This window comes from Nocardia sienata NBRC 100364, assembly GCF_001613205.1.
In the GTDB taxonomy this organism is placed as follows: domain Bacteria; phylum Actinomycetota; class Actinomycetes; order Mycobacteriales; family Mycobacteriaceae; genus Nocardia; species Nocardia sienata.
Map to the genome: position 1 here is coordinate 71,348 of NZ_BDBX01000041.1, position 12,761 is coordinate 84,108.

At 67.0% G+C, this 12,761-nt stretch carries 11 protein-coding genes; 4 read left to right on the forward strand and 7 right to left on the reverse strand.

Annotation, left to right across the window (positions count from 1 at the left end):
* Window positions 1-22: 22 nt before the first annotated feature.
* The 3 genes from NS4_RS21990 to NS4_RS22000 all read right to left on the reverse strand — a co-directional run bounded on the left by NS4_RS21990 (window position 23) and on the right by NS4_RS22000 (window position 3,889).
* Entirely contained in the window at window positions 23-1,225 is a 1,203-nt protein-coding gene (locus NS4_RS21990; protein ID WP_063061406.1) for a cytochrome P450, read from the reverse strand.
* On the reverse strand, window positions 1,191-2,501 hold the full coding sequence (locus NS4_RS21995) for an SDR family oxidoreductase (protein WP_218020382.1): 1,311 nt from the start codon (window positions 2,499-2,501) through the stop codon (window positions 1,191-1,193). The genes NS4_RS21990 and NS4_RS21995 overlap by 35 nt, the downstream gene beginning before the upstream one ends.
* Before the next feature lie 119 nt (window positions 2,502-2,620).
* The gene (locus NS4_RS22000) at window positions 2,621-3,889 is read right to left on the reverse strand and encodes a wax ester/triacylglycerol synthase domain-containing protein (protein ID WP_084487586.1); all 1,269 of its coding nucleotides are present in this window, start codon (window positions 3,887-3,889) and stop codon (window positions 2,621-2,623) included.
* 689 nt (window positions 3,890-4,578) lie between these two features.
* Here NS4_RS22000 and NS4_RS22005 point away from each other — a divergent pair.
* The 3 genes from NS4_RS22005 (at window position 4,579) to NS4_RS22015 (ending at window position 7,048) form a co-directional block, all read left to right on the forward strand.
* Complete coding sequence (locus NS4_RS22005; RefSeq protein WP_063061409.1) at window positions 4,579-4,986, forward strand: 3-oxoacyl-[acyl-carrier-protein] synthase III C-terminal domain-containing protein; 408 nt, start codon at window positions 4,579-4,581, stop codon at window positions 4,984-4,986.
* 71 nt (window positions 4,987-5,057) lie between these two features.
* The gene (locus NS4_RS22010; RefSeq protein ID WP_245665617.1) at window positions 5,058-6,002 is read left to right on the forward strand and encodes an aminotransferase class I/II-fold pyridoxal phosphate-dependent enzyme; all 945 of its coding nucleotides are present in this window, start codon (window positions 5,058-5,060) and stop codon (window positions 6,000-6,002) included.
* A 179-nt stretch (window positions 6,003-6,181) separates the two neighbouring features.
* Window positions 6,182-7,048 (forward strand): class II glutamine amidotransferase, encoded by an 867-nt coding sequence (locus NS4_RS22015; protein WP_063061411.1) that lies wholly within the window; start codon window positions 6,182-6,184, stop codon window positions 7,046-7,048.
* Window positions 7,049-7,487: 439 nt separating this feature from the next.
* Here the strand turns inward: NS4_RS22015 and NS4_RS22020 are convergent, their stop codons facing one another.
* Entirely contained in the window at window positions 7,488-8,714 is a 1,227-nt protein-coding gene (locus tag NS4_RS22020; protein WP_063061412.1) for an amidohydrolase family protein, read from the reverse strand.
* A complete protein-coding gene (locus NS4_RS22025) occupies window positions 8,711-9,940 on the reverse strand; it encodes a CoA transferase (RefSeq protein ID WP_084487587.1) in 1,230 nt (409 codons plus the stop codon). The genes NS4_RS22020 and NS4_RS22025 overlap by 4 nt, the downstream gene beginning before the upstream one ends.
* A 204-nt stretch (window positions 9,941-10,144) precedes the next feature.
* Here NS4_RS22025 and NS4_RS22030 point away from each other — a divergent pair, with 204 nt between their 5' ends.
* Window positions 10,145-11,233, forward strand: coding sequence for an enoyl-CoA hydratase/isomerase family protein (locus NS4_RS22030; protein WP_063061441.1), 1,089 nt, complete (start codon window positions 10,145-10,147; stop codon window positions 11,231-11,233).
* Window positions 11,234-11,314: 81 nt separating this feature from the next.
* Here the strand turns inward: NS4_RS22030 and catC are convergent, their stop codons facing one another.
* Together catC and NS4_RS22040 are read right to left on the reverse strand one after the other, a co-directional pair.
* Entirely contained in the window at window positions 11,315-11,602 is a 288-nt protein-coding gene (gene catC, locus NS4_RS22035; protein ID WP_063061413.1) for a muconolactone Delta-isomerase, read from the reverse strand.
* Window positions 11,603-11,613: 11 nt separating this feature from the next.
* Window positions 11,614-12,735: a muconate/chloromuconate family cycloisomerase gene (locus tag NS4_RS22040; protein WP_063061414.1), complete on the reverse strand. Its 1,122-nt coding sequence runs from the start codon at window positions 12,733-12,735 to the stop codon at window positions 11,614-11,616.
* Between the last annotated feature and the right edge of the window lie 26 nt (window positions 12,736-12,761).

The window sequence follows — 12,761 nt, forward strand, 5'->3', positions numbered from 1 at the left end:
ATCCGAGGCCGGGCCGCCGCGATCAAACGAAGGCCACCGGTAAGGATTCGAGCGAGCGAACGGACAGGTTCATCCGCCATCGAAGCGGCTCACCGGTGAGCCGGACAGTGGGTGCGAGGCGGCACAACTCGTCGAGCACGATCTCCGCTTCGGCCTGGGCCAGCGTCGAACCAGGGCATGTGTGCACCGAATAACCGAAAGCGAGGTGCCGGTCGCTACCGCGGCGGATATCGAACAGATCCGGGTCCGGGAAGACCGCGGGATCGCGATTGGCCGCGCCCGCATGGAAGTACACGAGGCTGCCCTTTTCGATCCGGATGTCGCGCAGGGTGATATCGGCCGTCGTCAGGCGGGAGATTCGTTGTACGGGGCTTTCGTAACGGAGTGTTTCCTTCACGGCGCCCCGGATCAGCTCGCGATCCCGGCGCACCGCGGCGAGTTGTTCCGGGTGCCGGAGCAGCAGCAGGATCCCGTTGCCGATCAGATTGCTCGTGGTCTCGAAACCGGCGAAGACCATCATCAGACAGACCGCGACGATATCGTCATCGCTCATCGCCGGATCACCCGCCAGGGCGCTCAGCAGATCGTGCCGCGGATGCTCACGCCGGGCGCGCACCATCGGACGTAGCAGGTCGCTTGTCTGGAGAACGGTTTCCATCGCGGTCTCCGCGCGGGGCAGGTAGGCCTGTGGCTCCGCGCCGAAGAAGTCGACGATGTCCACAGCGCAGCGCTTCAGCAAATCCACCGCGTCATCGGGGACACCGAGGAGCCGCGAGGTCACGTATAGCGGGAGCGGCAAGGCCAGCTCCGTTATTATGTCCATGCCACCACGTTCGACTCCCTCGCGCAGCATCGACCGGACCGTATCACGGATCAGTTGCCGGAAACCCGCCACGATCGCCGGGGTCATCGCTCGCGTGATCGGCATCCGCAATCGAGCATGCTCACCATGATCGAGCATCAACGGCCATCGCCTCAATACCTCGTGTAATGGTACGAACCCGGCCCGTTCGCTTTCGGGAAACTGGGCCAGGCGCGGACTGATTCGGTCGGCGGAGATCGCCGGGTCGGCCAGCCCGGAGCGAACGTCCGCGTAGTTGGTGACGATCCAGGCCCGCAACTGTTCGCTGAAGGCTACCGACCGATCCCTGCGCAGCCGGTCCAGGACAGGATAGGGATCGTTTCTCGCTTCAGCGGTGAGCAGATCGTATGCGGCGTGTGCCATATTCAGCTCCTGTTTCCGAGGCGGGGGCCGGCGGAGCTACCGGCACGGCACCGATACCCGCCGACAGATAGTCGAAGTCGACGCGGATCGGTGACGTGGGCGGACCGAGTAGGGACACTGTCCGGGTGTCGTCGTAGCGGCGGCGATGACTCAACATCGCCGCGGTAGGCGACCTGTCGAGGAACGCTTCCAATGCGGTCTGTTCCGCAGGCGCTGCGGACTGCATCGTCATCTGCAAAGGGGCCAGAGTTTCCATGAGGTCCATCAACACTCGCACCGAAACGTCATGTCCCTGCACGACGTGGTAGGTCGACACCCGGCGCGGGTGCTCTGCCTCGGTCAGCCGGGCAAGGACCTGCGCCGCGCGTTCCACCGGAAGGAAGTTCAGGTGCCCTTGCGGATGCCCGACCACGCGTACCGCAGTCCGCGATGTCCCGCACAGGCGGGTGGCGGCATCCCGCATTATCTGTCCGAGGGCCAACAAGGTATGCCTCGGCAGATCCGCATGCGGCGGTCGGTTGGTCACCAAGATACTGGGACGCGCCACGACCACAGTCCGGTCGTATCGACGGGACCAGTCCCGTACCAGCGTCTCCGCCTCGAATTTGGTTTCCTCGTAGGCGTTTTCGAACCCTGCCGAGCGGTCCAGTTCCGACTCGTACACCACTCCTTCGCGACGGGCTCCCGCCACGAAAGCGGTACTGACATGACACAGCAGCGGTCTACGTTGCCCCGCTGATACCAGCTCGAGTATGTGGCGTGTTCCGTCCACGTTGATCGGTCGCAGCGATTCCAGATCGCCGTGAAGTTCGGTGCTGGCGGCACTGTGCCAGACGACGTCCACGTCGGCGGCCAATCGCTGAAAGGCCCTGGGGGACAGTCCGAGCATCGGCATCGACACATCCGATTCGACGATGCGGATCCGCCGGGGCAGCGCGTCCAGCAACCGAGACGACTCGCCCACGAGTTCGAGAAATCTCGCGATCCGATCCAGCGCTCCTGGATCACGGACCAGGGCGATGAGATCGTGATTGCGAACGAGTAACTCACGAACGAGGTGAAGACCGAGAAAACCGGTCGCACCAGTAATTGCAACAGAAGACATACGGACCTTTGCTGACCGCCGGGCGAACCTCAGACTACCGGTTCTTCGCTGCGGCCTCGGCCGGATCGGTGCGAAAGCCACCACCTGATGCCGGCCTGAGGACATCGATGGCTTCGATAGCGGGTGGGAAGGCCACCAGCCCGCGAGCGTCGGCAAACCGCGCACGATCATCGCCGATCTCGGTAAGAACCGAGCGCCGAGTTGTGTGCCAACCCCGTGGATCCGATGGCCGTTCTGGAGTCGGGATGAGCGTGATGGTGGTTCCGATCGCTGCTCCCGGCATCGCACAGTCAGCTTCGGAGCGGGCTCGCGTTCCAGGTTCGGATTGTTTCCCGCCACGTGTGGTGTATCCGGTCGAGGCCGGGAAAGCCCGTATCCGCCCTGAAACATACTGTGGTGTAACCCTCGTAGGTGAACGCGAGTACCGAGAGCGGGGTCCCCGCCGGGGCGCACATCACCGGATATACCGCAGTGACGGGGCTGCCCCGAAAGGTCAGGCGATGACGAAGGGCGATGAATGATGCGCCGACCGGGCCACGTCTACGACCTGCGATCGTGTTCACCGTGGCACGCGCAAGCCACATGGGCACGTGATCGACGCCGGCGCGTAGCGCTGCTCGGACACGCGAAGATTTCAATGGGATGGTCGCGCGGGTCGTGCTGACCATCCGTTGCGCCGGATCGAGAGGCGTTGCGGGCAGTCTGATGTGGGTGAGAGCGGTCCGATTGCCAGGCAGGTTCACCTCCTCCGGCCCACGGATATTGGCAGGCACCGCGAAAGCCAGGTCGGGTCGGGCGGGGATATCGCTCATCGTATCCAGCCACTGTGCCAGGCTCTGGGCGATAGCCGCGATGTATACATCGTTACGGGTTCCGCCGAAAGTCGCGGCGATCGATCCGAGTGCGTCGGTGGGTACACGGCTCCAGTGGAGCGTACGATCGGGCGTCGTTCGGCAGTGCGGCACACTCCACTTTCTCGCCTGCCGAACGTTGCGGACGGACATCATGAGACAACGCCCATAGCCCGAGGCTCTGGGAAGACGCCGGGCGAAGCCGTGATACACCGCTGAGGACGCCTCCGCGGGGATTTCCGGGCCGAACAGCGACTCCACTGTGTGCAGGACGCCTCCGGCGTCCTGCAGGTAGTGGTGGGCCAGATACAGCAGGGCATACTGCCGTGGGGTATGGCCGTGGAGCAGCCACAGTCGCCAAGGCGGGGCATCGTCGGGCAATTCGGTCCTGGTCAGCTCGGCTACGACGCTTTCCAGATTTTCGTGCGAGCCGCGCGCCACACGCTCTGCCACGTGTACCGCGAGATCCGGGTAACAGGAAGTGGTCCAGCGCGTGGCACCGAGGTGCAGATACGAAGACAGGGCAGGCAGTGCGGGTAGCCGGGCCGCGATGTGGTCCCGAAGCATGCCCAGTTCTGGAGGCCGACCGTCCACGTGGAGGACCGCACCGACAAGCATTTGCGTATCGGGGGAGCGAGGCGAAAGCGCCCGGAACGCCCGGTCTACCGCTGCGGCGGACGCCCCACGGGCACTACGAACCGCGACCATCGTTGTCCTGCCGCCCCGTTCATCAGCCCGAGCTACCTCCGCAAAGTATACAGTCGTCGCCCTTCTCTGTGCCTGTGCCGTTTTCGTCGAAGCGATGGTCGTCTGTCCCAGGCTCCTGTAATGCGCCAGGTTGGAAGTCCCGAGAGCTTCCACAACTGGCGACGCCGACACTCCGGCCTCGGCCGGATCACCCGCAGAGCTCGGAAAACGGATCGGCGCCGGCGAACTCGGTATCTGGTCCTCGCGACCAGGCGGACAGATACACAGGACAGCCCAGTCATCGAGTACTACGAAAGCAGCCCGAGCAGTGCTTCGAGTGTGGTCTCGAACCGAACAAGAGAACTACCCGATCACTGCGCACCCTGCTCCGAAGGCGAGTGGACCGCGCAGCGAATCCCGACACGGCCGGACCACACCGAGCGAGCTGCATCGCTTCGCCCAAATTTCAATCCGATCACCCGCTACTGGGTCCGTATCGACCATGTCGACGACGTACCCGACGGACTGGCACGCGAGATCACGGCCCCCGGGTGTGGCGGTCCCGTAGCTCTGTTGTGGCCCGACGCTATCCAGCTCGCGATTCGCCTGCAGCCGCCGACTCGGCCTTTGTACTATGAAATCTGTTGGACTGTTCGCGATTTCAGAAAGACCCAGGCGCTTCTGGTCAACGCCCACCGCACCAGAAAGATATGGAACTCTCCACCTATGGCGACCGCGAGTACTGGGTACCCGGCGACGGGCACTGTGCGTTCACCGAGTTCGTGTTCACCCGTGGCATCCGGTTGGTCCCGGAGGTCACTCAGGTGGTGTGCGAGCGGATCGGCATGAACAACCGCGAGATCGACAACCTTGTCACCAACCGGCCCAACCAGCTGTTCCTCCGCAGCTCGCGCGAGGCGCTGGATCTGCCCGAGCAGCGTCCTCCCGGCCACTCCGACCGATGCGGTGATCTTTTCGCCGCCGTCCTCCCCACCGCGCTCGACGAGGAGAACCGAGCAGGCCGACTCCGCAACGGCTCCGTCGCGCTGCTGTCGGTATTCGCGCACGCGGGCGACTTCGCCGCTGCGGCCGCAATATGTTGGGGAGCCGCCCGGTGAGAAATCCCCTGCCGGAGGAATCCCACCCCACCTCCCGCTCTGCCCACTCTCCTCCGCGCTTCGATCTCAGCTTGAGCGAGAACCCGTTTCCGCCGCTTCCCTCCGTGGTCGGGGCAGTCAACGCCGCACTCACGCGGGCGAACCGTTACCCGGAGTTTCTTCCGCGGCAGCTTCCGGAACTGATCGCCGGGCACCTCGGGATACATCCCGAGCAGGTGGTCGTCGGCTCCGGTGCCACCGGAGTGGCCATGCAGATCTTCCGTGCACTGGCCGCCCCCGGTTCGGAGCTCGTGACCGCCGTCCCGACCTTCGACGGCTATCCGATCATGGCCGACATGGCGAGACTCACCCTTGTACCCGTGTCCCTCGATGAGGGAGGCGGGTGCGACCTACGGGCAACGCGCCGGGCACTCACCGCCCACACGGCACTGGTAGTGCTGTGCAGACCCCACAACCCGACCGGCACCGTGGTCCCGGCAGCCGAGCTGATCGCGTTACTCGACCTCATCCCGAGCCACACGACAGTTGTCCTCGATGAGGCATATGGTGAATTCCTCGACCCGGCGGATCATCTCGATCACATCGCACTCCTGCGACACCACCCGAACCTGCTGTTCCTCCGTACTTTCTCCAAGGCGTACAGCCTGGCCGGACTCCGCATCGGCTACGCTGTCGGCCACCCCGACCGGATCGCTCGTATCCATAGGCTCCAACTCCCCTTCGGCGTCTCGGCGACCGCGACCGCTGCCGTCGCGGCCTCATACGCCGCCACCATCGAATTGGAAGCCAGAATTCGCCATATCGGCGCCGAACGCGATCGCTTGCATACCGCGCTGCGCGCCTTCGGTATCGCGGTACCCCGCAGTCACGCCAACTTCCTCTATCTCCCCGGGGCCGGGATGGCGACAGCACTGCGTCGAGCCGGTATCGCCGCGAAGTGCTATCCCGACGGCAGTGCTCGGATCGCGGTTGGCGACCCCGCGGCCGGGCGAGCTGTTCTCGCGGCCATTATCTGAACGCCGGACCGTGTGACAGATACGCCGGCAGGTGTGGCCGCGGCTGCCGACGAGTGCCGGGACCAAACCGTTGCGCAGGTCTTGCCCGGCGCCGGCGGGTGATCGGCCCGATGCCGTGCCGGCGGCGTAAGCTGACCGGCGACCTGCCACACTCGGACGACGCCCGATCAGGGAGTGCCATGTGTCGTTTGTTCGGATTGTCGGCCGCACCGCGGCGGGTGCGGGCCACATTCTGGTTGCTGGACGCGCCGGACAGCCTGTCGGAGCAGAGTCGGCGCATGCCCGATGGTGTCGGTCTGGGCACCTTCACCGCGCACGGGTCCACGCGGGTGGAGAAGCAAACGATCGCCGCGTATGAGGATGCGCAGTTCGCCCGTGAGGCGCGGGAACGGGAATCGGCGACCTTCGTGGCGCATATCCGCTACGCGTCCACCGGCGGTCTGGAACTACGCAACACCCATCCCTTCGAACAACACGGCCGGCTGTTCGCCCACAACGGTGTGCTGCAGGGCCTCGACGAACTGGATGCCGAACTCGGTGAGTATGGCGGTCTTGTGCACGGCGACACCGACTCCGAACGGCTCTTCGCGCTCATCACACAGCGCACCGATCGGCACGACGGCGACGTTACCGCGGGCATCGCCGATGCCGTCCGCTGGCTCGCGGACCGGGTGCCCGTCTATGCCCTGAATCTGGTGTTGACCACCGACTCCGGTCTGTGGGCGCTGCGCTATCCGGACACCCACGACCTGTTCGTGCTGGAGCGCGCGGCAGGCGGACCGCACGGTGGACGCCATCTCGATCACGCGGGCCGAGCAGGAATCCGTACCCGAAGCGCCGAGCTGGCCGGTTTTCCCGCGGTGGTCGTGGCCAGCGAACGCACGGACGAGGACCCCGGCTGGCGATCGTTGGCGCCCGGGGAGTTACTGCACGTCGACGGCCGCAACCGCATCCAGGTAACGACGATTTCGGACGACCCGCCACGCCATCTGCTGACCCTCGCACAGCTCGATCGAACGGCGGCCGCTTCGCAACGGGGACGGTGAACCGTCCTCGACTGTCTGCCGCCCGCCAGGGGTAGGGACAACGCAGACGGACGACGCGAGGACCGAAGTCCGTGTTCCGACGGCGCTCCTCGGCATCCTCGAACACAGGTAGCAAAGCGGATTGTCGCGGCGGTTCGTCCGCACGTAGCGGTCGCTGAGGCCGCCACCCGATGTCGCGAACCCGGCCATCGGCACCTCCGTACCCGCCGGTTCGCCACGCGGGGTGCCATCCGGGCCGCGGCTCGCGGCGGTAGGGGGCAGCGAGATCGAATTCGCGGCTCACATCGGTAGTTCTTATTGCGGGACGCGACGGTGCCGCCCTCGGCAATGCGCTGCTCGACCACCATCTGGACGCCTTGTCAGGTCTCGGCGAGCCGGCTCCATTTCCGGGGAAGCCCTCGTGGGCTGGATGCACGCCCCCGGCAGGTAGTCGCAGAACTCAGCAAACCCGTTGTCCGCCGATCCAGACGTGTCGGACCAGCGACGGGTCGGGGGCGTCGAGGGCCTCACCCAGCGGTGCCCCGAGCAGAAGGAGATCGGCGGGTGCGCCGGCCGACACGGTGCGGGGCTGCAGGGAGCCGTCGTGCAGGTAGCCCTCGAACACCGTGCGTACGGAAACCCGTTCGTGTGGGCCCAGTTCGCGAGTCGAGGCGGCACGCATGATCGCCCAGGGGTCGAGCGGGCCGTAGGGTGCGTCGCTGCTCGGCAGCGTATGGACACCCGCGGCCAGCAGGCTCGCGTATGGATAGAGGTGCGGCAGGTCCTCGGGATCGACCTCGGTTACGTATCGTTCGCGGTTCACCGCGACGAAGCCGGGTTGGGTCACCACGGTGAGCCCGCGAAGCGCCACCGGGTCGGGGACGACGGCGCCGTGCTCGATTCGGTCGCCGGGCAGCGTGCCGATCTCGTCGAACACCGCCAGGGTGAGGAGTAGGGAAACTCGGGTCACGCAGTGCACGGCGACGGGCAGTCCGCGTCGATGCAGGGCATGAACACGGTGCAGGAGATCATGATAGGAGGGCAGGTCATGGTCGTGGAGCAGTAGTTTCCGCTCACCCAGCAGGGCGACCCGCTGCGGCAGGAGCCGGGGGGTCTCCGTGAGTCCGGGGGTGGCGTCGGTGACGCCGGTGATGCCGTATCCGGTCAACTCCTGCCCGAGCGCGCGCAGGTCGCCGCGGGCAGGCCAGGTTCCGCGCAGCAGTTCGTCCAGCCGCCACAGTCGCCCGGTGGGTGCCCCGTTGCTGTCACGTTCGACCCCCGGCAGGTGGGGAAGGGGTTCGAGTTCGGCGAGTGCGGCGGTGTTGAGCATCCACAGCGCGCCGGAACGGTGCTGTACGCGCACCGGCCGGTCGGGCACGATGTGGTCCAATATGTGACGGTCGACGGAGACCCCGGCTCCCACCGCGCGTATCCGGGCGGCCCGCGAACCACGTAATACCTCCAGGCCGCGCGTGCAGTCGACCGATTCCCGAGCCGCGGCCGCGCCGCGTAGGTGTATGTGGTGGTCGTGCAAACCGGGTACCAGTGCCGCACCGTGGCCGTCCACCTCGGTCTCACCGCGTGCGGGCAGCGCCGAACCCACCTCTGTGATCTTGTCGCCCTCGAGACGGATATCGACAGCCGTGGTGCTGTCGGCGAGCTCGACATCGCGGATCAGCCAGCTCACAGCAACTCTTCCAGTGAATGGGCCCCTAATTCTGGGGCGGGGCCGGTGGCGCACCTGGAAATGGGGTCGAGAACCGGGAAGGCTCCCGCCTCACAGTCGACCCACCAGCGTCCGGACCGCAACGAAACCGTATGCGGTGCGGGAGGGTCGGCGGCGGCCACGACGGCGAGATCGTGCATGGAGATATCGATCAGGCGGGCCCGGGTGTCCAAGAGCGCCTCGGCGGCCTCGGCCGCGGCGACCACCCCGGTGAGCGGGTCGGCGATGGCATCGCCGCAGGGCACCGGGATGCCGTCGCAATCGATGGCACTCAGCCCGGCCGAGGCGGCGATATCATCGCCGAAACCGACCCGGTCCGACTGCCGCCCCCGGGCGGTGATGGACAGCCACGACACTCCTGCGTCGACCAGTGTTTCGGCGTCCAGGCCGAGGCGATGCAGCGCCCGCGGTCGGGAGGCTTCCACCACGAGATCGGCGCTTTCCACCAACTGGGTCAGGCGGGCGCGGTCGGCGGCGTCGTCGAAATCCACAGCGACACTGCGCTGTTCGCTGTGTAGCAGGGAATAAAACGCAGCGGAGCCGTTGCGGGCGCCGTCCGGCCGGGCGGCGCTTTCGACCTTGATCACCTCGGCGCCGGTGCGGGTCAGCAGGTGGGTGCACAACGGACCTGCCCACAGCGCGCTGAAGTCGACGATGCGAGGCCGGGCGCCGACTCGGGCCCTGCGCCCGCCGGACCTGCGAGACACAGGGGCTCGCTGGGTGGAAGTGCCCGGGGCCGGTAGCCCGCCCCCCGGCAGGCTCAGCAAGGCGATGCGTTCGTCGGCCTCACGGACCGTGATCGCGCGGGCCCAGTCCTCCACCATCGCCCACACGTCACCCACCCCGTCGGCTTCCACGAGTGCGGGAACGAGAGCGATATCGACGGTCCGCGCCAGGGACAGGCCCACGAAACCATCCCGCGCGCGCACGGCCCTGAACCGTCCCCCACACGACCATGGCGCGTTACGGGTGAACCCGGCGCAGGCGGCACGCTCGGCCAGCAGGGTGACGTCCGGCAGCTGCGGCACTTCGCCGGTGCGCACCGCCGCGGACGCGGCGACCCGGCCCAGAGCCTCCTCGACAGCAAGGGCCGGCCGGCCGGGCGCGGCCAGAGGCGGTCCGCCGGGCCGTCCGGTCAACGCCATGGCTCCTGAGCGTGCCCAGGCGACCAGTGCCTGCGTGGTCATCATCCTCCCTCTCGGTGCGCGCCCCGGGGGTGCCGCCGGCCCGCGCAGTCCTGGCGGTTGCTTTGCGAGCTCGGCCGCTGTCTCGATGATGCCGGTTGCGGCTCTACGGACCAGGCTCATCCGCCCGGTACCGCGCTTCTGCTCGGAGACCCGGCCTGGACCGATGCGCCGCACGGCCGTCCCGCCCCGTGGCAGGATATGCCGATGGACGAGGCCACGACCAGCTGGGCTCCGGAGATCCTGGAACTCGGGCTCGCCGCAGACGGCTCGCCGGACAACCCCGTCGTGGTCGTTCCGCTCGATCAATGGGAAAAAGAGACCGAGCAGCGCATCGAGCGGTTCGCCGGGGCGGTCGCCGCTTCACTCCGGCTCACCATCGGAGTCGCGCGGGGCCCGATTCCCGCTGCGGTGGCTCCACTGGTGCGCGCGAGTACTCTCACCCTGGTCGAGATGGACGAGCCGCCCGGTGTCGAGATGCCCGAGGTCGTCGGCTGCACGGATATTGCCGTCGCGGTCGACCGCCTCGCGGCGGCGATCGGCCACAGCCCACGCGCGAGCGCGGCATTGGGGCGATTGTTACGTCAGACCGCTGTGCTGGACACCGCTTCGGGGCTGTCGGCCGAAGCGGCGGTCTACTCGATGTTGCTGGGTGGCGTCGAATTCCGGCGATGGCTGGCCGACCGGGGCCCGTCCCGCACCGCGCCCTCTCCGGAAGGCGATGTCGTGCGCCTGCAGCGCTCCGGTGATCAACTGACCGTGACGCTGGATAACGTTGCCCGCCGCAACGCGCTGAGCTTCCGGCTGCGTGAAGAGCTGCTGGAGGCCGTACGGCTTGCGGAGTTCGACCCGAGTATCGAACACGTGTCGCTACGTGGGGCGGGACCGGTGTTCTGCAGCGGGGGCGATCTGGACGAATTCGGGACCGCGAGCGACCTGATCGCTGCCTATCTCATCCGGCAGGAGCGAGCGCCGTGGCGGATAATCGACCGTCTACGCGACCGGGTGTCGGCGCATGTGCACGGGGCGTGTATCGGGGCCGGGATCGAGATGGCCGCTTTCGCGGGGCGGCTGGTGGCAGCGCCGGATACGGTGTTCCGGCTGCCCGAGGTAGGAATGGGCCTGGTGCCCGGCGCGGGCGGCACCGTCGGCGTCACCCGGCGGATCGGGCGTTGGCGCGCCGCCTGGATGATGCTGACCGGCGAAAGCCTCGACACGGAAACCGCGCTGCGCTGGAACCTGATCGACGCCGTGGCCCCGATACCGTCCCTCGAAGCCGAAACCAGGGCTGAGTGAAGCGCAAGCGAGCGTGCCGCAAGCCAGGCCGGACCGCCCCGAGTGTTTCGGCGGCGGTCCGGCGGATGGGTTGTGTTCGATTCAGGCGGGCTCGATGGCGGAGGGGTGGGTGGTGAGCGGCATGATGTCGATCGTCATATAGGGGAAGAGCGGGAGGTTCCAGAGGATTTCGTGGAGTTCGGCGGGGGAGTCGACGGCGAAGACGCTGATATTGCTGTACTGGCCGACGATGCGCCAGATGTGCACCCATTTCCCGGCCCGCTGGAGCTCCTGGGAGTACTCCTTCTCGCGAGCGACGATATCGGCGCGGACGGCGTCGTCGAGGTCGCGGGGGATGGCGACGTCCATCCGGACGTGGTAGAGCTGCATTCGTCTCGTTCCTAGTTCCGGGACCACCGTTTGACGGCGTCCATGTTCAATTCCACCCCGAGCCCGGGGCCGGTCGGCAGATGTACCTGGCCGTCGCTGTAGCGCAGCGGTTCCTGCAGTAGTTCCTCGCTGAACAGCAGCGGGCCGAAAAGTTCGGTACCGAAATCGATTCCGGGTTCGGCGCAGGCGAAATGGATCGAGGCGGCGGTGCCGATGGGGCCCTCGATGGAAGTGGCGCCGTGGCAGGCCAGGCCCGCGGCGCGGGCGACGGCGACGACTTCGCGGCTGCGGCGCAGGCCGCCGCATTTGGTGGTTTTGACCGCGATCACGTCGGCGGCGCCGCGACGGGCGACTTCCAGGGCGTCGTGCGGGGTGTGCACGCTTTCGTCGGCCATCACCGGAATCGGCAGCAGGGTGTTCAGTTCCGCCAGGACCTCCAGTTGCTCACCGGGAGTGGGTTGTTCGATGAGCTGGACTCCGCCGTCGGCCAGCCACGGGAGATGGCGCAGGGCGGTGAGCCGGTCCCAGCGGGCGTTGATATCGACCCGGACGCCGGCTTGTCCGGCAAGGGCCTCGGTCACCCGCAGGACGCGTTCGGTATCGGTGACCGGGTCGAGTGCGCCCATCTTGAGTTTGAAGCTGAAATGCCTGCGGGCCTCGATCTTCTCCTGGGCCTCGGCGATGATCTCCTCGACCGGAGCCGACCCCAGCGCCCAGGTGACGTCCACGCTGGAGCGGAAGGCCCCGCCCAGCAGAGTGTGGACGGGGACGTCCAGGCAGCGGGCCCAGGCGTCGTGCAGGGCGACGTCGACGCCGGCCTTGGCGAAGCGGGCGCCGGCCACCACCCGTTCGATATCGGCCATGATTGCCGTGATCTCGTCGACGCGGCGCCCGAGCAGCACCGGCACCAGATACCGCTCGACGACAGCCTGCATCGTCTCGACCGATTCACCGCCCCACCACGGGCCGCCGGGTACCACGCCTTCGCCATAGCCGGTGACGCCACCGCCGGTGGTGATTGCGACCAGCAGGATGGGCTGCGCGTTCATCGAGGTGGTGGCGAACTTGTGCGGCCGTACCAGCGGCACGTCCAGGACGGTGGTCTCGACCGAGACGATCGACAGGTCTGACATCGAAACTCTTTCTCGCGGCGGAGCGG

What these genes read in the sequence shown, in the direction of transcription:
- NS4_RS22000 (WP_084487586.1), bottom strand. Translation starts at nt 3,889, where the DNA reads ATGGTCGCGGTTCGTAGTGCCCGTGGGGCGTCCGCCGCAGCGGTAGAC.
- NS4_RS21990 (WP_063061406.1), bottom strand. Translation starts at nt 1,225, where the DNA reads ATGGCACACGCCGCATACGATCTGCTCACCGCTGAAGCGAGAAACGAT.
- NS4_RS22005 (WP_063061409.1), top strand. Translation starts at nt 4,579, where the DNA reads ATGGAACTCTCCACCTATGGCGACCGCGAGTACTGGGTACCCGGCGAC.
- NS4_RS22030 (WP_063061441.1), top strand. Translation starts at nt 10,145, where the DNA reads ATGGACGAGGCCACGACCAGCTGGGCTCCGGAGATCCTGGAACTCGGG.
- NS4_RS22025 (WP_084487587.1), bottom strand. Translation starts at nt 9,940, where the DNA reads ATGACCACGCAGGCACTGGTCGCCTGGGCACGCTCAGGAGCCATGGCG.
- NS4_RS21995 (WP_218020382.1), bottom strand. Translation starts at nt 2,501, where the DNA reads ATGATCGTGCGCGGTTTGCCGACGCTCGCGGGCTGGTGGCCTTCCCAC.
- NS4_RS22040 (WP_063061414.1), bottom strand. Translation starts at nt 12,735, where the DNA reads ATGTCAGACCTGTCGATCGTCTCGGTCGAGACCACCGTCCTGGACGTG.
- NS4_RS22015 (WP_063061411.1), top strand. Translation starts at nt 6,182, where the DNA reads ATGTGTCGTTTGTTCGGATTGTCGGCCGCACCGCGGCGGGTGCGGGCC.
- catC (WP_063061413.1), bottom strand. Translation starts at nt 11,602, where the DNA reads ATGCAGCTCTACCACGTCCGGATGGACGTCGCCATCCCCCGCGACCTC.